The following is a 22327-nucleotide window of genomic DNA, read 5'->3' on the forward strand; positions in this document are numbered from 1 at the left end:
CAAAACAGCATCCGCTTCATTATGGAGACGCGCATGAACCGGCAAATCGCCACCCTTGCAGCCGCAATCACTCTGTGCCTGGCAGGCTGCGCCGTTGGCGAGAGCCAGACCCCCGCGCCGTCCGGCTCCTCCAGTGCCGCGCAGGGCGGCATATGGTTCGCCAGCCTGCGCAATTCCCACACCAGCTGGGGGATCGAGCGCGCCTGGTGGACGCTGAACGCGGATGGCAGCGGCGAATATGCGACCGGCAAACAGCCTCCGCGCAGCTTCCAGGATTTCGATTTCGAGATCCGCAGTTTTCAGCTCACCCCGGATCAGACCGCCCGTGTGGCCGCGCTGGTGCGTGCGATGCAGAGCGATGGTTTCGAATGCAAGATGTACGTCACCGACATGCCAACCGCCGTGCTGCGCTGGACCGCTGATGCCGGCAATGGCGAACTCAGCACCTATTCCGGCTGCACCGAAGAATCCGGCCGCGTCCGCTATCCGGCGATCGAGGAACTGGAAGGGATCATCAGCGCAGCGGCGAAGGATCGCCCGATCATCCGCACCGTGCCGAACAAGCCGGCCAGCTGACCGAGGAGCACAGGCATGGCACAATTGGTAAGGGGCGAATGGGTCGACACCGCCCCTGCAGCGGAAGAAACCGGCAAGGATGGTCGTTTCCGCCGGGAAGACAGCGCCTTTCGCGGTACCATCAGCGCCGATCCGGCGGCTGAATTCCCGGCACAAGCGGGGCGATATCAGTTGTGGGTCGCCTGGGTCTGCCCCTGGGCCGGGCGCACGCTGGCCTGGCGGGCGCTCAAGGGGCTGACCGATGTGATCGATGTCCGCTACGCCCAGCCGGGCCTGCCCAAACAGGGCTGGGTGTTCGATGAAGGCCCCGATGGACCGGTGGAGAGCGGCTATCCGCTCCACCGCCTCTATGTCGAACATGATCCGCTCTATACCGGCAAGGTCAGCGTGCCGGTGCTGTGGGACAGGCAGAGCCGCCGGATCGTCAACAATGAAAGTTCGGAGATTATCCGAATCCTCAACAGCGCCTTCGATGGCATCACCGGCAACCGGCACGATCTCTACCCGGCGCCGCTGCGGGATCAGATCGATCGCTGGAACGATCTGATCTATCCCACCCTCAACAATGGCGTCTACCGCTCCGGCTTCGCCGCCACGCAGCATGCTTATGATGAGGCGGTCTGCCAGGTGTTCGACACGCTCGACACGATGGAGGCGCATCTGGCCACCCATCGCTATCTGGCGGGCGAATGGCTGACGGAGGCGGATTGGCGCGCCTTTGCCACGCTGGTGCGGTTCGATGTCGGCTATTACGGCGCGTTCAAATGCAATCTGCGCAAGATCGACGAATATCCGGCGCTCAGTCACTATCTGCGCGAACTCTATCAATGGCCGGGGATTGCCGAAACCGTACGGCTCGACCTGATCCATTCGGGATATTACCAGATAGCGGACAAACACGGCATCGTCGCCATCGGGCCCAGGGTCGATCTGACCACCCCGCATGATCGCGAACGCCTGCCGGGCAATGGGATTTGGGAACGGGGCATATGACAGGCGAACCGGATTTTATCGTGATCGGTGGCGGCTCGGCCGGGCTGGCCTGTGCCACCCGGCTGGCGGAAGCGGGCCAGCGCGTGCAATTGGTGGAGGCGGGCAAGGCCTATGACGATATCCGCCTGCGCGTTCCCGCTTTGATGAGCGGTATCGTCCACAAGCCCGATTTCGACTGGTGCTACAGCGCGGAGCCCGATCCCAGCGTGGGCGGGCGTCCCGATGTATGGCCCGCGGGCAAGCGGCTGGGCGGCGGCTCTTCGATCAATGGCATGATGTTCATTCGCGGGCACCGCTGGGATTATGACCAATGGGCCCGCCTAGGCGCGACCGGCTGGGACTATGCCAGCGTATTGCCGTTCTTCCGCCGGATGGAAGACAATGAACGCGGCGCCGATGAATGGCGCGGGCAGGGCGGGCCGATCTCCGTCTCCGAAATCCGTTCGCGCTATCAGGTCACCGAGGACTGGATCGCCGCCGTGCAGCAGGCGGGCTATCCGCGTTCGCCCGATCTCAATGGCGCGATGAACGAAGGGGTGGATCACATCCAGCTCTCGCAGCGGGCCGGCCTGCGCTGTTCGACCGCGGCGGGTTATCTGCGCAACAAGCCCTCCGGGCTCGATGTGTTGACCCAGGCCCAGGTGCTGAAGATCGAAACCTCGAACGGCCGCGTCAGCGGCGTCACCATCCGCCAGGGCGGGCAGGTGCGGAAACTCGCCTCCCGTCATGGCGTGGTGCTCAGCGCCGGCGCGCTCAACACCCCGCGTCTGCTGATGCTCTCCGGCATCGGCCCGGCGGCACATCTGGCTGAACATGGCATTTCCGTGGTGGCCGATCTGCCCGGCGTCGGCGGCAATCTGCAGGAACATCCCGGCTGCCATCTGGTCAACAATGTCTCGGCCCAGACGCTCAACGATGATTCCCGGGGCCTGGCCGGTTTCGGTCAGCTGCTGAAGTTCCTCTTTGCGCGCAAGGGCGCGCTCACCACCGGCATTGGCCATGCTCAGGCCTTCGTTTCCAGCCGGGAGGGGCTGCCGGCGCCCAATCTGCAGATCGCCTTCAGCGCCTTCGCCTTCGACGTCACGCCGCAGGGCAATCTGGCGCTCCGTCAGGAAAGCTCGGTCGCCAGCTTCATCGCCCTGATGCGGCCGGAAGCCCGCGGGCGGCTGTCGCTCCGCTCAGCCGATCCCGATGCGCCGCCGCTGATCAACCACCAGCTGCTCGGCGTGGAAGATGACGCGCAGCAGCTGGTCGAAGGGATCGAGATCGCCCGCCGCATCATGGGCCAGTCGGCGCTCGCCGGTCAGGTCACCGGCGAAGTGCGCCCCGGCGCAGCGGCAGACAGCCGCGAAGCGCTGCGCGGCTATGTCGGCCTCGCCACCCTGCCGATGTTTCACCCGGTCGGCACCGCAAAGATGGGCGCGGCGAGCGATCCCGACGCGGTGGTCGGCCCCGACGTGCGGGTGCGCGGCGTGGACGGCCTCTGGGTGGCAGACGCCTCCATCATGCCGACTATCCCTCAGGGCAACACCAACGCCACCTCGATCATGATCGGCGAACGCGCGAGCGCTCTGGTGCTGGACGCGGTCAGGGCGAAGATCGCGGCCTGAGCCCGGATTGTTCAGCAGAACGAAGTGAAAGTGTGAGGTGACAGCGAGCGCTGTCGCCTCACGCACCCGGATCAAGCGTTCCCAGCCACGCCACCACACCCAATATCGCCAATGCTGCGCCGGTTTCCAGCGCCAGGCTACGCCGCAAATGGCCCAGCGCCGAGTCAGGCGCATGTCCTGCCCGCAATCCCGGCGTGAAGCGCCAGCGATTGGCGCCCGCCAGCCCCAGCATCGCGGCAAACAGCGCCAGCTTGACCAACAGCAATTGGCCATAAAAAGACGCCACCAGCGCCACCAGCGCCACCAGGCTGGGCAGCCCCAGCAGGATGATTCCGTTGATCAGCCCGGTTGCCACGATCAGCAGCACGGCGATCGTGCCGATGCGGGCAAATTGCTCCAGCGCGCGAGCGGCGATGGCAACCCGCTGCGGCTGCGATGCGCGCCCGGGCTGCAGCAGCAGGCAGAAACCCACCAGCGCGCCGATCCACACCGCTGCTGCCAGCATATGCACCGCATCGCTGACCTGGTGGATCGTGCCAATCATGCCCTCGCTCGCGCCGGCGTGGCCAGTCCATACCAGCGTGACGATGGCGACGCCCGCGCTCGCCACCAGCATGATCCGGGCCGGCAGCGGAAACCGTCGCAACGCCAGCGCGGCCAGCAGCGCGACGGTAAGCGCCGCCATCCGCACGATCCATGCGGTGCCAATGGCGCTTTGCTGCACCACGCCGCCCAGCATCTCCCAATCGACGGGCCAGAGCCCGGTGCCCATCATTGCCGCAACCAGGGCAATCATACCCAGCGCGGACAGCAGCAGACCCAGCAATGCCAGGGTCACGGCAATGCCCGTCAGCGGCAGCACAGCACCGCTGCGCTCCCGCTGGGGCAGGGCATAGAGCGAAAAGGCGGGCAGGCCGGCCAGTACCATCAGCACCGCATAGAGCGCGAAGCGGATGGCGATGACCGGCAGGTTCTCCATCCGCTTACTTCACGGTGAAGCTGAAATTCCCGTTCATGCGGTGGGTGTCGGCACCGGCGGCAGACCAGGTCACGCGATAGGTGCCTTTGGCCAGCGGGCGGGCCAGCTGCAGTGTCATGTATTTGCGATCCTGCGCCAGCTGCGTGGTAAATCCGGTGATCGGGCTCGGCGCATGATTGGCCATTCCCGGCATTCCGGTCATGGCGATCTCTGCCTTGGCGGTCGGCGCGATCAGCGCCTCATTGAAACGCAGCACGATAGTCGTCGGCGCGGCGACATCGGCATTGGCCGCGGGGGTGGAAGACACCATCCGCGTATGGGCGAGTGCGATCTGCGGCATGATCAGGCCGGCAGCGGCCAGGGCGAAGGCGAAATTGGGCAGACGCATCATTCACTCCTTGTCATCACCCGAACATATCCGGTGCGCTCGGGCGTCCTAACCGGCAGGTTGGCGCGGCACAAGAATGGCGGTGTCCGGCGCATCTCTGGCGCAGCACCGCTGAATTGGCGATGAAGCTGCAACATCCTAAGCACCGGATGGACTATCGAAAGGCGGAGATGTTCGTTCAAATCGCGCCCCGGTGAAAATATCCCCCACCCTCAGAGTCAAATGAGGGTCGTCCATGTCTGTGTCAGTTCGCGTTCCGGGATTGTTTGCCATCACTTCCTCGCGCGGGGTACTCGCTGCGATGATGCTGGGGCTTGCCGGAATGGCCATTGCGCCCGCCGCAGCACAAACCGCGGCCGCCGCAGCACAAACCGCGCCTGCGCAGGCAGCCCCCGCCGCGCCCGGCCTGACCCGCGAACAGATCGATCAGCTGATCGCCGCGCCCGGCGATGTCGTCTTCATCGACGTGCGCCGCGCCGATGAGATCGCCACCATCGGCAGCGTGCCGGTCTATCTGAACATCCAGGCGTCCGAACTCGATCGCTTCGCCGCCTATATCCCGCGCGATCGGCGCATCGTCACCCTGTCCAACCACGCCGGCCGCGCCCGCCGGGCCGCCGCCTGGCTGTCGGGGCAGGGCTACACCGTAATCGGCGCCGTCGGGGTGGAAGATTACGCCGCGCAGGGCGGCACGCTCTATGGCCGCACCTTCCTCACCCCGGCCATCGCCGGCGTCGTGGCGCAGGGCACCAGGGTGGAGGTCATTCGCGAAGGGTTCGACGGCACCGAAGGGCCGGTCGCGCTGCCCGACGGCTCGATCGTCTTTACCGAAAACCGCGCCGACCGGCTGATCCGCATCGCGCCGGACAACAGCGTGTCCACCTATCTCGCACCATCGGGCGGCGCCAATTCGCTGGCCATCGGCGCCAAGGGCGAACTGGTCGCGGTGCAGACCGCCACCCCGCGCGTCGCCCGGCTGCAGCCCACGGCGCAGGTGCTGGCCGGCGATTTCTCCGGCAAGCCCTTCAGCCGCCCCAATGATCTGGCGCTGGCCCGCACGGGGGACATCTATTTCTCCGATCCCGGCGTCGCACCTCCCGCTGGCACCCGCGCATCCTCGCCGCCGGTGCAGACCGGCTTCTACCGCCTCAGCCCGCGCGGCGCGGTCACCCTGATCGCCGATGATATCCCGCGCCCCAATGGCGTGGCCCTCAGCGCCGATGAAAAGACGCTCTATGTGGCAGACAGCTGGGGCGAACATCTGATCGCCTATGATGTCGCCCGCGATGGCAGCGTTTCGGGCCGGGGCAACTTCGCCCGCCTGGCCGGGTTCAAGACCACGCCCGACGGGCCGGTCAGCGGTGCGGATGGCATTGCTGTCGATGCAACGGGCAGGGTCTATGTCGCCAGCAGCGCAGGGGTGGAGGTGTTCTCCCCCACCGGCGAAGGCCTGGGCGTGATCGCTCTGCCGAAACAGCCGCAGAACCTGGCCTTCGGCGGCGCCGACCGGGCGCAGCTTTATGTGGTCGGGCGCGGCTCTGTCTATCGCATCGCCACGCAGACCCGGGGCGTCGACCGACCCGGCAAGTGAGTTTCCGCCGGCCCGGGACGCATCCGTTTGGCCGGCCCCTTTTGAAAGACCATACCATGCTCGCAAAACCGCCTCGCGCGGCGCTGGAATCGCGCGCCCTGTGGCTTGCCAATGCCGCCCTCGTAGCCCTGATCGCCGGGGCCACACCGCAGATCGCATCCGCAAAGGACGCCACCGCAGAAACCGCCCTCACTGCGGCAGCCGATGATGCCGCCGCAGAAGCCGCCGCCGCCGAAGAGGCAGAGCGCAACGGCAACGCCATCCTCGTCATGGCCCGCAATCGTCAGGAACGGCTGGAAGACGTGCCGATCCCGATCTCGGTGCTCGGCGCCGAAACCCTGCAGCAGCAGCGGGTGCTGACCATCGCCGATATCAGCCAGCGCGCCCCCGGCCTCACCGCCACCACGCCCAACGCCCGCCGCACCGGCGTGTCGCTGCGCGGCATCGGCAAGACCAGCGGCAATGACAATATGGAGGCCGCCGTCGGCGTGATCGTCGACGACGTCTTCCTCGGCCATGTCGGCATGACCTATCAGGATTTCACCGATCTCGCGCAGGTCGAAATCCTGCGCGGGCCGCAGGGCACCTTGCTGGGCAAGAACACCTCGCTCGGCGTCATCCGCTACACCAGCAAGGCGCCGTCTTTTGCGCCGGAGGCTTCGCTGGAACTGGAAGGCGGGCTCAGCCAGCCGGCCTTCCGCGCCCGCGGTTCCTTCTCCGATGCGCTCGCGCCCGATCTGCTCGCCTTCCGCGCCTCCTTCTTCGTGGACAAGCAGGATGGGGACATCTTCAACACCAATCCGGCCGTCGGCGGGCGCTGGCATGAACAGAACCGCTATGGCGGCCGGGTGCAATTGCTGCTCGAACCGGCAGACAATTTCTCCCTCCGCCTGAACGCCGATTTCGCCGAAACGAACGAGAACAGCAACACCAAGCCCTTCATGGTCGATCCGGCCACGCTGAACGATGGCTCGGTGCGCGGAACCACCTACAGCACCCGCCTCGCGCGCAGCTATTTCGGCGGGTATCAGCCCACCATCGGGTCATGGAACACCATCGATATCGATGAGGCGCTGCCGCTCGTCACCCGCAACTATGGCGGCTCGGCCGTCGCCACCTGGGATGTCGGCGCGCTGGAAATCAAATCGATCACGGCGGCGCGCTGGTTCTATTTCAACGCCACCAATGATCAGGAACAGACCCGCTTCGCCATCTCGCGCAGCGGCACGCTGGTGACCACGCAGCAGCTGTCTCAGGAATTGCGCTTCACCGGCGATGTGACCGACAGCATCGATTATCAGGCCGGCATCTATCTGATGCGGATCGAAACCGACAGCAACGGCCGCAGCCGTTTTGGCCCCGATGCCGGCGCTTTCTTCGCCACCCATGCCCAATATGCCGCGCTTAACACTCCGGCGGGCTGGGAATTGCTGCAGGCCTCGCTGGCGGGCACGCGCAGCGTCACCAATCAGCATCCGATTTCCAACAGCCAGGCCGTGTTTGCGCAGGCGAACTGGAAACTCACCGATCGCGCCACGCTGACCGCCGGCATCCGCTACACCCGCGAACAGAAAACCAGCACCATCACCCGCACCATCGGGCGCGAAGACGGATCGCCGCTGGTCTCCACCGGCAACGCCACCGCCGATGCGATCCGCGCCACGCAGCTCAACACGCCCTATGCCACCGTCATCGGGGAACCGATCGATGACGGCGCCTTCGCCTGGCTGATCAACCCCAGCTATCAGCTCGCCGATGACGTGCTGCTCTATGCGTCGGCCAGCGGCGGCGGCAAATCGGGCGCGGTCGCCTTCGACAACAACGGCACCCGCCGCAATGTCGCGCCGGAAGAAACGACGGATTTCGAATTCGGCATCAAGGGCCAGCTGTTCGGCCGCGTGCTGCAATTCAACGCCAATCTCTATCACACCCAGGTCCGCAACTATCAGGCGGTCACCAATATCGCCGATCCCACCGCGGCCACCGGCTTCAGCTCCGTGCTCGGCAACATCCCCAAGCTGCGCGCCCAGGGCGTGGAACTCGATGCCGCGCTCACCCCGTTTGACGGGCTGACGATCAACTTCGGCGGTGCCTACAATGACGCAACCTATTCGGACTGGGCCAACGCCACCTGCCCCCGGTCCTTCCCGTCCTCGGTCGTCAGCTGCGACAACACCGGGCGCCAGATCGTCGGCGCCCCGAAGTGGACCGGCATTCTGGGCTTCAATTTCGAACGCGAAATCGGCAGTTCCGGCCTGTCGCTCTACGCCTGGGGCAACAACACCTATCGCTCATCGCACAATCTGGAACAGCTGCTGTCCCCCTATGGCTGGCAGGGTGCCTATCATCTGACCGATGCGGGCGCGGGCGTGATCACGGAGATCGGCGGTGTCCGCACCCAGATCGGCATCGCCGCCAAGAACCTGTTCGATGTGCATTACACCACCAGCGTCAATGATTTCAGCAACAACGCTCCGGTCGGCTTCGACGGCATCGGCCCCCGCCGCCAGATCAGCGCGGTGGTTAGGGCCAGCTTCTGATCCCCGTTCCCCTTCATGTCGCATGGTCCGGAAGGTGGGCACCGGTCCGGCCCATGCGACATGATACCCGGTGTCCCGGCCTCGCGCCGGTCCTCTTTGTCCATCCGGGTTCAACTGCGGGCGGATATCCTCCAACCGGATATCCGCCCTTCTTCTCGCGCTGAAGGGCAGAGGCACCGCGCCATGTTTGCTTGGGGCACCAACTTCGGGCAAGTTGGGCAGGGCGCTGCAGAAATTGCGAACAGCCGCCTTTCGCTCTGCGACACCATCCGCGCAGCCTGCGCCCGTCGAATGCCACGCGCCATGATGCGAAGGCCAGCACGGCATAGATCCCGGCGATGCTCGGCCAGACAGCAATCGCAACCCATCGCCCACCCACACCGTCATGCCGGACTTGATCCGGCATCCATGCAGCCATCGCCGCAGGGTCAGGCACAGGCTCGCTTCCCCCTCATTCACAGTGGGCAGCCTGGCGCTTTGACCGCACCTCCGAGCGGGATGAGAAGTGGATGCCGGAATATTGCAGGTGCATAATTCCTGATGCCTGCGCGGAAACCGTGATTGTTGGATGAGTTGGGTATTTTGTTCCTGGAATTTCTGCAAAACCATCCGCGCAGCCTGAGCCCGTCGAAGGCCACGCGCCATGATCCGATGGCCAGCACGGCACAGATCCCGGCGATGCTCGGCCAGACAGCCATCGCAACCCATCGCCCACTCACACCGTCATACCGGACCTGATCCGGTATCCATGCAGCCATCGCCGCAGGGTCAGGCGCAGGCTCGCCTCCCCCTCATTCACAATGTGCAGTCTGGCGCTTTGACTGCACCATCCGAGCGGGATGAGAAGTGTGTGCCGGAATATTGCAGGGGCACAATACCTGATGCCTGCACGGAAACCGAGACGTGATGGTGGGGTGGGTATTGTGTCCCTGGAGTTTTTGCAAAACCATCCGCGCAGCCTGAGCCCGTCGAAGGCCGCGCCACGAGGCAAGGGCAAATCCGGTGCAAGTCCCGGCGATGCTCGACCAGACAGGAATCGCAACCCATCGCCGACTCACACCGTCATACCGGACTTGATCCGGTATCCATGCAGCCACCGCCGCAGGGGCGGGCGCAGGCTTGCTTCCCCCTCATTCACAGTGGGCTGTCTGGCGCTTTGACTGCACCATTTAAGCGGGATGAGAAGTGGGTGCCTGAATATTGCAGGTGCACAATGCCTGGTGCCTGCGCGGCAACCAATACGCGATGACAGGGTGATGTGAACATCGTGTTCCGCGAACTCGAACCTGCCTGCAAAAAACAGCATTGAGTCAATCGACAGGCACCACGTCAAAGGCCGTCGTTGCTATTGTGTCTATCGCAGGAACTGAGCATCCTGCCCGCACGAAGTGCTATTATGTCCTTGTGCATGGCCGGCTGGATAGGAGCGCGGTTTCGCCGTCACCTGAGGGTGATAGTGAGGCTTTTAAGCCGACGGGGTTTACTGCCATCGCTATGTGTTGGCATCGACGATCCGCAACGCTCAGGAAATCGCATTCCGACGTGTTCGGGAAAACCTGGACAGGCAAACTGGCTGGGTCACGGCGGGGGCGGTTACGCTGGAACTGGAGGCAGAGGAAACCGCATCAGCGCCCATCTACCGCCTGCTGAAACCAGATAATCGTGGGCACACTTTCTACAAACAGGAGTGACCAAACGCGCCGTTCGCAGTCTCGGCGAATTTGCCCGAATAAGATGTTATGTCGATACAATAACCAATTGTGGAGCTGAAGCCGATGCGCGAGAGTGGGGTGAATTGAGTATTGCGTCCCGGAACTTAGGCAAAAAGTCAGCCTTCAGTTAGGCCAGCTTTGTGAAGTGCTGCCCGAGCGCGAAAACGGACACGCGCGCACCGTTCATGCTGCTCTTCGCTGGCGTCCTCTGGACAGTCGCACCTACGCGATAACCAATCTACGTCAGACGGGTCCAACCATAGAGCGACACGCCCACGCTCGCTCTCCACTTCATCATTGGTGGGTTCAACTCGGTTCGTCATCGCTTCAGTCTAGCGCTAGCGTCGTCAGCGGCCTACCGATTATGCGTTCACCACCCATCCACGATCCTTTACCTACATGTCATGACGGGTGAAGTTTCAGAACTGGTGTCTCCATCGGCGCCCAGATCATCCCTCGCAATCCCTGTATCGTTGGCGGGGCGATCCCATTGGTGATGGGCGGATCGACCGTGCCCTCAATGCGGCGCTAATACGGTGCCGCCTGTACGCGCAGGCGCTTGGCTGCAACCGGATATTTGGCCTTCTTTTCTCTCGCATCTGGCTGGCGCGATCCGAAACCTACAAATCGCCGATCCGCACGGACGGCGTCGCATGCCAGACCAGCCGCGTCATCGAGTTCCGGGGACGCAATACCTAATTGCGATTTCACTAAACCTGCTGCCATGGGCGATGGCTTGAAACGTCTGTGATTGCGGGGTGAGTTGAATATTGTGCCGCCGGAATTTCATATATTAATAAATGAGAATAATTTTATACAAAAACATAACTTCTAATTATATAGTCTGAAATCGATGCGAAATAGTTTTGTAGGATATTTTCTTATCATAATTTTTTGTTATGCTCTATTCGAACCTAGCACATTCAAAACTGACTTTTTGCATATCCTCCGGAAGATTAACAAAAGACCAAAAAGATGATGGCGTCACTGCATTTGAGTGCGGAGTGGCAGTAGATATGACTGCGTTCTTTGATTCTGGAAAATAATATATAATTATATTTGAATACAAATCATAATAATTTAGGGAATCTTCCCTATTTTCACCAAAAAAACCGAAAACCTTAACAGCATGCCACTCGTATCCCTCAACATCCTTTAATTCAAATCGCGACCTCATATCAAGGGTCGCCTCAAACGAATCCCGTCCATTTGCATGGTCATCGACTACACCCTGAAACATTTCATCAATTTTCTTAATATTTGAATCTTGCAATTTTATTAAAGTTCCTGCAAGTTCTTGTTGAGTCAAAGAGCCTCGCTCGCAGCTCTCTTTGCCGTCATTATTTCCGACGCCACAGCCAGCGGATGCCAATAATATGAGTAAGGCAGCTTTCTTCATGAATCACTCGATATTTAGCAGAGATTATCTTTTTTAAGAAAATTATCGATATCTTTGTCTGATGCCGGCGTCTCAGTTAACGCATAATATTGTCCTCATAAATTGGATACACCATTCCTCCTCACCAGCGATTGGGCAAACCCAGTAAGTGACGAAAATGATAGATTTATTCCAAGGATACAATACCTAATTGCAATTTCCCAAAAACCCGCTGGCATGAGCGATGGTTCGAAATGCCTGTGGGAGTTCTGGGGACACAATACTAATTGTGGGGTTGAAGCCGCGGCGCACCTGGGGCGAGCGAGATCGCAATCCTTGAGGAGCATTCAAAGGGAGGATGCCGCGTCCAACTGGAACTGGCTCCCGAAGCCATCGACGCTTTCTTCTCCCATCTGGAAACCACGGGTTGGCGGTCAGCTCCTTAGCTGCCGCTTTTATTCTGCTGGCCACATCGCGGTCCTCCTCGTCCAGCCGGGCCGTCAACGGGCGGATACCCGTCACCCAGACATCCGCCCTTCGCCTCCCTAGACCGATCCAAAACTTACAAATCGCCGATCCGCACGGAAGGTGTCGCATGCCAGACCAGCCGCGTCACCTTGCCATCCGCGCCGCGTTCGAACTGCACCAGTTCCGCCTCGCTGCCATCGTCGCGCACGCGGCGGAACTGGTCGGGGGCAACAGGCTTCAGGAAGCTCAATCCATCGCTGGGGTTCATATTCGGCAGGCCCAGCACGGCCAGCCCACCGGCCCAGGGCATCACCATCCGTTCCGATCCCCAGGGCTGCGCCGAATACAATCCCTTGTACGGGGCCAGATCCATCGCCATCGGGGCGCCGCCCTTGAAGGCAAAGCCGCGCCGCTTGTCCAGAATGCCGAAGATCGCATTGATGTATGGGCGGGAGGGTTCAGCCGCATTCATCATCACGATCAAGGCGGTTTCGGACGGATTGTGCATCAGGATCTGGGAGAAGAAGCCCGGGCATTCGCCGCTATGCCCGACATAGCTCTTCCTGCCTTCGCGATAGACCCCGAAACCCAATCCGCGCGTCAGATCGGAATCCGGATCGACGAACTGGATGCGCTGCATGTCACGCAGGGTTCCGCTGGTCAGCACTTCGGTGTCGCCCGTGCGCAGCAGGCGGAACTGCCAGGCGGCGAATTTCGCCATGTCCTCCACCGAACTGGCAAAGCCGGCGGCGGGCGTGATCCCCTCCGCATTGAAGGGCTGCAATTCATCCCGCGTGCCGTCCCGCTTGGGAAAGCCGTGGCCCACCGCCTTGCCCCGGCCGATCGCCTCGGCCGGCAGGAAGGGGGTGGTGTGGCTCAGGCCCAGCGGCTGCAATATATGCAGGGTGACATAATCGGCATAGGATTGTCCGCTCGATGCCGCCACCGCCTCGCCCGCCAGGGTCAGCCCCAGATTGCTGTATTGGTAATGGGTGAACCCGCCATACAGCCGCGTCTGGCCTTCACCGGCGAAGGTTGCCCGCACCTGATCCCGCGTCGGAAATGTGAAGGGCGGGGCCCAGTATTCAAACCCCGGCTCGCGCGGCACGCCGGCGCCATGGGTCAGCAATCCACGCAGGGTCACCGGCCCGCTCGCCGGGTCCACTTCATGGAATTGGGCCCAAGGCAGGGCATCGGTCAGCGGCTTGTCCAGCTGCAGCCGGCCGGCCTCCACCTCCTGCATGGTGGCGATCGCGGTGTAGAGCTTGGATATCGAACAGATCGGATAGACGGTGGCGGGCGTGGCCGGCATTTTGCCCGCCGCATCCACATGCCCATATCCGGCCGACCAGATCAGATCATCGCCCGATACCACGCCGGCTGACAGGCCCGGCACCTGGCGGAACGCGGTCATCGCTTTCAGCCAGCCATCGATCACGGCGAAGGCCTCCTGCTGTTCCTGCTCCTTTGCATCCTGTGCCGGTGTCGCTGCCGTTGCAGGCGCTGCGACCTGCGTAGGTGCCTGTGCCTGCAAGGCGGCGGGCAGGGCCAGGAACGGCAGAATCGAGGCGCGCAGGGCGAGGGCGATGTGGCTGGCCTTGATCATTGATGGATTCTCCATGCGGAAATGAGAAAATTGACGATTGCGTGATGCTTTGAGGCGGAAAATCAGGAAAATGTGCAGCAAAAGATCAAAATATTCTGTTTGGTGGCTTGTTTTTCAAATCTACCTTTCGATGGTGCAGCCATGCAACAAGGCGATCAGGCCACATGCCGGCTCTGGGCGAAGAAATGGCGTAAAACCAACCCTTGCGAGCTGATGTCCGCGCGGTGAGTGTCTCTGTGCCTACCCGTGATCATTGACCGATTTTTGATCTATGCTTGACGTCATGTTTGTATTTTGATCTTTGTGATCACAAAGCATAAAGGAATGCATCGCGCAATCGGGCAAAGCGCGAGTTTTGGGAAGGGGCGCGGCCGCAGGCCGCCGATCATGCAAGCGGGCAGAGACCCGTGCAGGATTGTGCCGCGTTCTGGAGTTAAGACATGAGGTCGAATTTCTGCACCGTTTCGCTGATCGCCATCGCGGCGATGTCAGGCACCCCCGCCTTTGCGCAGTCGGCCCCAGTCGCGGCTGAGGAAAGCAATGCGATCGTCGTCACCGGTTCGCGCATCGGTAACAGCGCCATCGCCTCGGTCGCGCCCGTCGCCACCGTCAGTGAGGAAATGATCGCCCAGACCGGTCAGCCCAATCTGGCCGATATCCTGACGGACATGCCGCAGATCGGCGTCGGCCTGAACGATGCGAACACGCAGCGCAGCGCCACCAGCGTCGGCATCAATGCCATCAACCTGCGCCGCCTGGGCGCGGGCCGCACCCTGGTGCTGGTCAATGGCCGCCGGCAGGTGCCGGGCGTGCCGCTCTCCGCCGCGATCGATCTCAATTCCATCCCGGCCGCGCTGGTGGAACGGGTGGATATTGTCACCGGCGGCACCAGCGCCGTCTATGGCGCGGATGCGGTCAGCGGCGTGGTAAATGTCGTTACGAAGCAGGATTTCGAAGGGCTCGAAATGCGCGGCACCGCCGGCATCACTTCGCGCGGGGATGGGGAATCCTACGGCCTCAGCGTCACCGCGGGCAGGAATTTCGCCGATGGCCGCGGCAACATCAACGCCAATGTCATCTATGACAATGTCGAAGGGGTGCAGGCGACCGCCCGCTCCTATGCCGTGAACGGCATCAACACGATCAGCAACCCGGCCAATACCGGCAACAATGACTCGATTCCCAATTTCATCACCGTGCCGGGCATCCGCTTTTCCGGCCCGACACATCTGGCCAGCACCACCACCTCGCTCGGCAACACGATTTTCACGCCTGATGGCCTGTCCAGCCGCCCCTATGATCTGGGCGAAATCGGCAATCGTTCGGGCCGCACCATCGGCGGCGATGGCGGCTTCTTCGAACAATATGACAATCTCTCGTTGCCGATCGAACGCTTCGGCGGGTCGCTGAATGCCAGCTTCGAATTCAGCCCCGCCGCGCGGCTGTTCGTCGAAGCCCGCATCATGAACAGCAAGGTGCTGTCTTTCTGGCAGCCGGTGGCGGATGATTTCGTCTACGCCGCCCCCTCGATCAGCGTGGACAATCCCTTCGTCCCGCAGGATTTCGCTACGGCGGCCCGCGCGGCCGGGATCGAAAGCTTCAACGTCTACCGCGTCTATGACGAATATGGCCGGCGCGGCAGCGATGCAGATCGCCTGATGCAGCAATACACCGCTGGTCTGGACGGGGAACTGTTCGGCGACTGGCAGTATGAAGTCTTCGCCGGCTATGGCCACACCCGCGCCAACACCCAGCTGCTCAACGGCCGCCATCAGGATCGCTTCCTGGAATCGGTCGATGCCATCATGCTCGATGGCCAGATCGTCTGCGCCGATGCGGCGGCCCGCGCGGCAGGCTGCACCCCGCTCAATGTGTTCAACCCCTCCGCCACCCCGGATGGCATCGCTTACAGCCTGTTCAACGATGTCTACCGGTCTACCGTATCCGCGCTGATGGGCGGGGGCAGCATCAACGGCACCGTGGTCGATCTGCCTGCCGGCCCGGTGAAGGCCGCCTTCGGGATCGAAGCGCGGGAAAACAAGGCGCGCACCCAGCCTTCGGCCGCCTTGCAGTCAGGCCGGACCTACTACCCGCAGGAAGCCCCGGTCTCCGGCACGATTTCCGTGAAGGAAGCCTTCGGCGAACTGCGCATCCCCTTGCTGGCCGATTCCGTCATCGGTCGCGAACTGACGCTGCAGGCCGCCGGGCGCGTGTCTGATTACAATATCAACGGCACCCATACCTCGTGGAACATCGGCGGCGTCTACAGCCCGTTTGAATGGCTGCGGCTGCGCGCCATGCGCTCCAAATCCGTGCGCGCGCCCAATGTCTCGGAACTGTTCTCGCCCGCGAACCAGAGCTTCAGCTTCGTGCAGGATCCCTGCGATGCCGCTTTCCGCGATCAGACCGCCAATCGCGCGGCCAATTGTGCAGCGCTGGGCATTCCGGCGGATTTCAACGCGCCCACCAATGGCCGCACCACGGCCACCCGCGTGGGCGGCAATCCGCAGCTGGATGTCGAAACCGCGTACACCTGGACGGTAGGCGCGGTGTTGCAGCCCACTTTCGCGCGCGGGCTGACGATCACGGCCGATTATTACGATATCCAGATCAAGGACGCGATCGGCTCCATCCCGATCGCCACCATCCTCAACAATTGCGTCGATCTGCCCGACGCTCCCTCCGCCAATCCGCTCTGCAATCTGATCACCCGTGATCCGGCGACCAGGGGGATTACCAATGTCGTGGCGACATCCCTCAACATCGGTGCGATCGAAACCCAGGGCATCGATTTCACCATCGCCTATCGCACCGATCTGGCGGACATTGCCGATGGCCTGCCGGGCGCGCTCGATCTCAGCCTGACCGGCAATTATCTGCTCAAGCTGCGCGAACTGACCGATGCGAACAATCCGTCATCCGAAAATCAGCGCGAAGGTTATCTGGGTGATCCCAAGCTGCAGCTGCAGTCGGCTGTCACCTGGTCGCTCGATCGCTGGGGCTTCACCCTGCGTTCGCGCTATATCCAGAGCACGGACGTCAACGGATCGATCAACATCGCCGCCGGGCGCCCGGCCGATCAGTTCGATCTGCCGAAAACCGGCAGCTATCTGATCAACGATCTGTCGATTGCCTTCGATGTGACGGAACAGTCCAGCATCCGGCTCAACGTCAACAATCTGTTCGATGTGAAGCCGCCGGCACGCGGGGCGAATATCCACCAGGGCATCAATGAAGCCTCGATCTATCCCAATCTGGGGACCACTTTCCTCGCCGTTCTGAACCACAGGTTCTGATGGGGTTGGATTACCCCCTGAACCGGGCATAAGTCCTCTGTATGATGCATGATGATGCCATAGGGCTGCTGCTTCAGGCGGGCCAACCGGCGGCGGGGACCCAGGTCTCCGCCGTCCAGTTCGCCCCGGTCGATCGCTCCACCCTGCAGAACCAGATCTATGATCAGCTGCGCGATGCGGTGATGGGCGGCATGTTCCGGCCGGGCACCCCGATCACCATCCGCGCCGTGGCCCAAGCCCTGGGCACCAGTCCGATGCCGGCCCGCTCGGCGCTGCAACGGCTCGAAATCGCCGGCGCCCTGGTGGCCCGTGGCGGCAAGCGGACGCTGGTGATCCCGGAAATGTCCCAGGCCGAATATCAGGAAATGCTCGATATCGGCGTCCTGCTGGAAGGATACGCCGCCTTCCGCGCCTGCAGCCATATCACCGCGGAAGAGGCTGCAATCATGCGCGCTTCCTGCACCGGCATGGCGGCGGCGGCCGAAGACTATGATCGCGACTGCTATGTGACGGAAAACTGGACCTTCCATTCCACGCTCTACGCGGCGAGCCGTCAGCCCACGCTGATGAAATTCATCGAAATGCGCTGGCTGCGCATCGGTCCCTATGTCCGCCAGATGATGCCGGATCGGGAAAGCTTGATCGAGTCCATGCCGATCCATTGGGCCGTGCTGGATGCCATCGACCGGCGGGATGGCGAAGCCGCGCGCCAGGCCATCGTGGCAGATTTGCGCGATTGCGCCGAAACGCTGATGCCCCGGCTGGGCCCGGCCTGACCGGGGTCAGCTCCGGCTACGCTCTCACGCCTGGCCGGCGTGCATCAGCTCCGGCTGAACATGCAAATCCGGCCGCTGCGAAAACGGGCTGAGTGCGGGCAGGATATCCGATTGCGGCGCCTGCTCGCTGGCGGTCAGCCGGCGCAGGTCCAGATGCGGCGCCAGCATGGCGATCAACCGCACGGCATAGCTGCGCAGCAACGATCCCCGCGCCACCGCCACCTTGGTGCTGGACGGGCGGAAGAACCGGCTCGATCCGGCAATGGTGACGAAGGCATCGCGCGGATCATTGGTGATCGCCATCTGCGCCACGATCCCGACCCCCATGCCCAGCTGGACATAGGTCTTGATGATATCCGCATCCACCGCTGCCAGCCGGATATCGGCCTTGATCCCGGCCTCGGCAAAGGCGGCATCGATGTTCGACCGTCCGCTGAATTCCGGGGTGTAGGTGATGATCGGATGGGCGGCCAGATCGGCCAGGGTGGGGCACGCTATCCGGGACAGCGGATGCCCATGGCGCACGATCGCCACATGGTCCCAGCTGAAACAGGGGAAGGTGTTCAGCCCGGCATGCCGGTCGATCGCCTCGGTCGCCACCGCCAGATCGGCCTCCCCATGCAGCAGCATTTCCGCCGCCATGGTCGGCGTGCCCTGGCGCAGTTCCACCTCGACATCGGGATATTCGGCGGCAAAGCGCATCAGCACCGGCGGCAGCACGTAATTGGCCTGGTTGTGCGTGGTTGCGATCACCAGCCGGCCGTGATCCTCGCCGATGAACTGGTCGGACAGCCGTTTCAGGTTTTCGGCTTCCTGCAGCAGGCGGTCGATCACCGTCGCCGCGCTGCGGCCGGCTTCGGTCAGCCCGACCAGCCGTTTCCCCCGCCGCACAAAGATGTCCATCTTCAGCTCGGCCTCCAGCTCGCGGATCTGCTTGCTCACCCCCGATTGGGATGTGAACAGCTCATTGGCGACCCGTGTCAGGTTCAGATCATGCTGAACCGCCGCGCGGATATAGCGCAATTGCTGGAAATTCATGCCGCCGGCCTTTGCGCCCGAATGGGCCGCTGGCGCGCGGACGCGCGGATATTGCTCTGTGCCATGTCTCTCATCCAGAAATGTCGAGACACCCAGCGCAGGGTAGCCGTAGCAAATGGGTATGCCGCATAGGCGGCGCTGACAACCGTTCACATCCAAACGAACGCCCTTGGTGGGCCAAGCATTTCTTTCCCGGGTGAAACTGCGTGGGTCGGCCTCCATGCACCTTATGGCTTGTGCCCGTCTCCACCCTTGGTAAGCACGCGCGCTGCAGGATGGGGTAGGGGGGCAGTTTGTCGGACCGGATTAATGGCTGGAAATCCATCGCGGCCCATCTCGGCCGCGACCGGTCGACCGCCATTCGCTGGTATACGGAACGGCAATTGCCGATCCGTCGGGTTCCCGGCGGGAAGAAGGCCAGCGTCTATGCCTTGAAGAGCGAGCTGGACCAGTGGATCCGCGGGCAAGCGGGTGAAGAACTGGAACAGGTTTCCGATCCGGTGCCCGAACGCTCGTCCGACATGCCGCCGCTCCCGCCACTCCCGCCGTTGCCACCCTCGCTTGCCGAACCCCGCAAACGCCGGGGCCTGATCATCGGCGGTGCCGTGCTGGCCATCGCCGTTGCGGGCGGGCTGTGGTTGGTCTCGCCCTTCGGCAGTCGCCCCGCCGCTCTGCCGCAGGATGCCACGCTTGCGCAGTCCTATCTCGACGCCCGGGAAGACTGGGCCACGCGCACCCCGGAATCGCTGATGCGGGCCCGCCGGGCGCTGGAAACCATCACCCGCCGCGAACCCGGCTTTGCTCCGGCTTTTGCCGCCTTGGCCGATGTCTATCTGCTGTCGCAGGAATTCGGCGACATGGACCGGCGCGATGCCTTCCACCGGGCCCGCCTCGCGGCGGAGGCAGGGCTGGAGATCGATGACACGCTGGCCGACGCCCACCGGGCGATGGGCTTCGTCCGCTATTGGTCGGATCGCGATCCGGTCCGTGCCGGCGACGCCTTCCGCCGCGCGATCGAACTGGCGCCCGATGTGGCGCAGACGCATTTCTGGTACGGCAATGTGCTGGTCGACAACGGCCAATATGCCCAGGGCCTGCAGCAACTGAACCAGGCCCGCCTGCTCGAACCGGCCTCGGTCGCGATCCAGACCGATTACGGCTGGGCCCTCTGGTCCGCCGGCCGTGACGACGAAGCCCGCACTCTGCTGGATCGGCTGGCCCGCGAGAATCCCGATTTCCTTGTCATCTTCGATTGCCTCAGCGTCATCCATCTGGCCGACCGCAATGTGCATGCCTTCGCGCGGGATTTCTCCCGCTACGCCGAACTGCGCGGTGAAAGCGCCGACATCGATCTGAGCAAACGGGTCGCCGCCGCTCTGGACTCCACCGGCGAGGCTGCCGCCTGGCGGGTGCTGGTCAGCGGACTGGCGGCGCAGGCCGATGGTGATCCATCGCGCGACCATTCCTTCCCCGCCTTCGCCGCTGCCATGATCGGCGATCGGGTCAGCCTGCGCCAGATCCTGCAGGCGGCCGACAGCCGGGATGAAAACTGGGGCTCGGCCGGCATGACCCGCCGCATCCAGCCGGTGGTCCAGAACGATCCCGAAATGCGCTCGCTGCTCGCCCGCCGGGCCCGTGCTCTGGTCACCGCTGCCAGCTGATTTCGCTTAGTCCGGCAGCAGCGAATAGAATCGCTCGCGCGTATCCATGCGCAGGCAGCGCGTGAAATGCGCAGGCAGGGCGTTAACGATCGCGAATGAGGTTGGCCCTATTGCCGGCCGTTCCTGGTGAATGAATAGGGATCGTTCTGTGGAGCCACTGTGGCGGGATAATGGATTGAAAGCGGACGGATCCCGCCGGCATAACCTAGCCTGGCACTGCTTCGCCGGGCTGGTGATGGCGCTGCAGGTGGCGCTGATCCTGCGGCACGATTACTTCGTCGACGAATGGCAGGCACTACAGCTTGCGGTGCAAACGCCTGATATTGCTGCTCTGTTCGCCAATCTGCGATATGAAGGACATCCGCCGCTCTGGCATCTGCTGCTGCGTGCGCTTGCCGCCGTGGTCGGGCCGCATGCTGCTCTGCCGGTCGCCAGCCTGCTGCTTGCGCTTTCCACACAATGGCTGATCCTGTTCCGCAGCCCGTTCCCGCTTTGGTTGCGTCTGGCTCTGGCGTTGAGCGAGCCCATCCTCTTCGAATATGGCACGGTGTCTCGCAGCTATACGCTTGGCGTTATGCTGTTTTTCTGGGCCTTGGCCAGTTGGGACGGGCGGCGGTTGGCGTGGTTGCCGCTGTCCCTCCTGCCGATGACCGAATTCCTGTTCGGGGTGATGGCTGCCTGCCTGCTGCTGGTGCGTTTCGGGCCAAGATCGTCATGGAAGACGATCTGGTGGCCCGGCGCTGCTGTCTTTGCCGTTTGCAGCCTGTTCGCCGCCTGGACGATCATCCCTGCGCCGGACATGGTCCCGGTCTATTACGCGACCACCTCACCGGCACAGGGCGTGTTGCTATGGATGCTGGTGCTCTCCGTGGTGACCGTGCCTCTTCAATGGAAGGACGGGCTGCAGTGGGACATGGTGCCCGCGCTGGCATCCTCCATGGTGCTGTGGGCCGGGTTCCTGGCTGTCGCTTATTCGCAGACCCGCGACAGAGTGCTGGACCGGCTGGCGATGGCCGGATTCCTGCTTGTTACGCTCGGCTTTTTCGCCTTCCTTTATCCTTTGACCATCCGTCACATGATGTTGGCCGGGGTACTGCTGGTCGGGCTGCACTGGCAGCAGGCGCGCGATGGTATAGTCGCGCGCTGGCCGTTTCGCCTGTGGGTGCTGACCGGCACAGCCTGCGGGATGGTCGCCATCTATGCCGGGCTGGCCCTGCCATTCGACACCGCACCGCGCGTGGCTGCCTTCATCCGGAATCGTGGCCTGCAGGACAAAACATGGGTGTCGGTTCCGGCACAGCATGGCCAGGGCGTTTCCGCCCTTACAGGCGTGCTGTTCGAAAATGCTGCACAAGGTTGCACCAGCGATTTCATTCGCTGGAATTTCGCCAAGGGCTCCGACGTGCCGCGCCCTCTGGCGTCATGGGTAACCCAAACTGCCCGTCGCACCGGCAGCTTCCATCTGCTGAGCTACATCCGGCTGGAAGCGGCAGCGGATGTGCGCGAACTGGCCGTCATCGATCCCGGTTATGATGGCAAACGCTATTACATTTATCGGATCGGCGCCGCGAATGCGCCGGAACGTGCCCCTCGGGCTCGCTGCGTTTCCGATATACGGCCCATGCCACTGCCGACCCGCTGAACCGCTGGGCGGGCAAGCAGGGTTGTTTTGCCACGATCGTGCTAGACATGGTGTTTTCCATTCGGGCGGACTA

The 22327-nt window shown here is 62.8% G+C and carries 15 protein-coding genes; 10 read left to right on the forward strand and 5 right to left on the reverse strand.

Features of this window, described 5'->3' with window-relative positions; genetic code table 11:
• Positions 1-33: 33 nt before the first annotated feature.
• From GRI97_RS12150 to GRI97_RS12160, 3 genes are read left to right on the forward strand one after another with little or no spacing between them, the layout of a single operon-like run.
• The gene (locus tag GRI97_RS12150; RefSeq protein ID WP_161391433.1) at positions 34-576 is read left to right on the forward strand and encodes a hypothetical protein; all 543 of its coding nucleotides are present in this window, start codon (positions 34-36) and stop codon (positions 574-576) included.
• Between the two features lie 15 nt (positions 577-591).
• Positions 592-1569, forward strand: a complete 978-nt coding sequence (locus tag GRI97_RS12155; protein ID WP_161391434.1) for a glutathione S-transferase family protein — start codon at positions 592-594, stop codon at positions 1567-1569.
• Positions 1566-3179: a GMC family oxidoreductase gene (locus tag GRI97_RS12160; protein WP_161391435.1), complete on the forward strand. Its 1614-nt coding sequence runs from the start codon at positions 1566-1568 to the stop codon at positions 3177-3179. Before GRI97_RS12155 ends, GRI97_RS12160 begins: the two co-directional genes overlap by 4 nt.
• Positions 3180-3237: 58 nt before the next feature.
• Here GRI97_RS12160 and copD read toward each other — a convergent pair whose 3' ends face one another.
• Together copD and copC are read right to left on the reverse strand one after the other, a co-directional pair.
• Complete coding sequence (gene copD, locus GRI97_RS12165; protein WP_161391436.1) at positions 3238-4158, reverse strand: copper homeostasis membrane protein CopD; 921 nt, start codon at positions 4156-4158, stop codon at positions 3238-3240.
• Positions 4159-4162: 4 nt separating this feature from the next.
• A complete protein-coding gene (copC, locus tag GRI97_RS12170; protein ID WP_161391765.1) occupies positions 4163-4546 on the reverse strand; it encodes a copper homeostasis periplasmic binding protein CopC in 384 nt (127 codons plus the stop codon).
• Positions 4547-4781: 235 nt separating this feature from the next.
• Here copC and GRI97_RS12175 point away from each other — a divergent pair, with 235 nt between their 5' ends.
• The 3 genes from GRI97_RS12175 (at position 4782) to GRI97_RS12185 (ending at position 10368) form a co-directional block, all read left to right on the forward strand.
• On the forward strand, positions 4782-6137 hold the full coding sequence (locus GRI97_RS12175) for an SMP-30/gluconolactonase/LRE family protein (RefSeq protein ID WP_161391437.1): 1356 nt from the start codon (positions 4782-4784) through the stop codon (positions 6135-6137).
• A gap of 56 nt (positions 6138-6193) precedes the next feature.
• Positions 6194-8677, forward strand: a complete 2484-nt coding sequence (locus GRI97_RS12180) for a TonB-dependent receptor (RefSeq protein ID WP_161391438.1) — start codon at positions 6194-6196, stop codon at positions 8675-8677.
• A 1499-nt stretch (positions 8678-10176) separates the two neighbouring features.
• Positions 10177-10368, forward strand: a complete 192-nt coding sequence (locus GRI97_RS12185) for a hypothetical protein (protein ID WP_161391439.1) — start codon at positions 10177-10179, stop codon at positions 10366-10368.
• Between the two features lie 925 nt (positions 10369-11293).
• Here the strand turns inward: GRI97_RS12185 and GRI97_RS12190 are convergent.
• Complete coding sequence (locus tag GRI97_RS12190) at positions 11294-11788, reverse strand: hypothetical protein (RefSeq protein ID WP_161391440.1); 495 nt, start codon at positions 11786-11788, stop codon at positions 11294-11296.
• 541 nt (positions 11789-12329) lie between these two features.
• Positions 12330-13841 carry a serine hydrolase domain-containing protein gene (locus GRI97_RS12195; RefSeq protein ID WP_161391441.1) on the reverse strand — a complete coding sequence of 504 codons (1512 nt, stop codon included), beginning with the start codon at positions 13839-13841 and terminating at the stop codon, positions 12330-12332.
• Between the two features lie 440 nt (positions 13842-14281).
• Here GRI97_RS12195 and GRI97_RS12200 point away from each other — a divergent pair, with 440 nt between their 5' ends.
• Complete coding sequence (locus tag GRI97_RS12200; protein ID WP_161391442.1) at positions 14282-17137, forward strand: TonB-dependent receptor domain-containing protein; 2856 nt, start codon at positions 14282-14284, stop codon at positions 17135-17137.
• A 41-nt stretch (positions 17138-17178) separates the two neighbouring features.
• Complete coding sequence (locus tag GRI97_RS12205; RefSeq protein ID WP_161391443.1) at positions 17179-17913, forward strand: GntR family transcriptional regulator; 735 nt, start codon at positions 17179-17181, stop codon at positions 17911-17913.
• Positions 17914-17937: 24 nt separating this feature from the next.
• Here the strand turns inward: GRI97_RS12205 and GRI97_RS12210 are convergent, their stop codons facing one another.
• Entirely contained in the window at positions 17938-18951 is a 1014-nt protein-coding gene (locus GRI97_RS12210; RefSeq protein ID WP_161391444.1) for a LysR substrate-binding domain-containing protein, read from the reverse strand.
• Positions 18952-19244: 293 nt separating this feature from the next.
• On the opposite strand from GRI97_RS12210, the gene GRI97_RS12215 reads away from it, so the two are divergent.
• Both GRI97_RS12215 and GRI97_RS12220 read left to right on the forward strand, forming a co-directional pair.
• Positions 19245-20612, forward strand: a complete 1368-nt coding sequence (locus tag GRI97_RS12215) for a tetratricopeptide repeat protein (RefSeq protein ID WP_161391445.1) — start codon at positions 19245-19247, stop codon at positions 20610-20612.
• A gap of 175 nt (positions 20613-20787) precedes the next feature.
• Positions 20788-22254 (forward strand): glycosyltransferase family protein, encoded by a 1467-nt coding sequence (locus GRI97_RS12220; RefSeq protein WP_161391446.1) that lies wholly within the window; start codon positions 20788-20790, stop codon positions 22252-22254.
• Positions 22255-22327: the final 73 nt, after the last annotated feature.

The organism is Croceibacterium xixiisoli, assembly GCF_009827305.1.
GTDB lineage: Bacteria > Pseudomonadota > Alphaproteobacteria > Sphingomonadales > Sphingomonadaceae > Croceibacterium_C > Croceibacterium_C xixiisoli.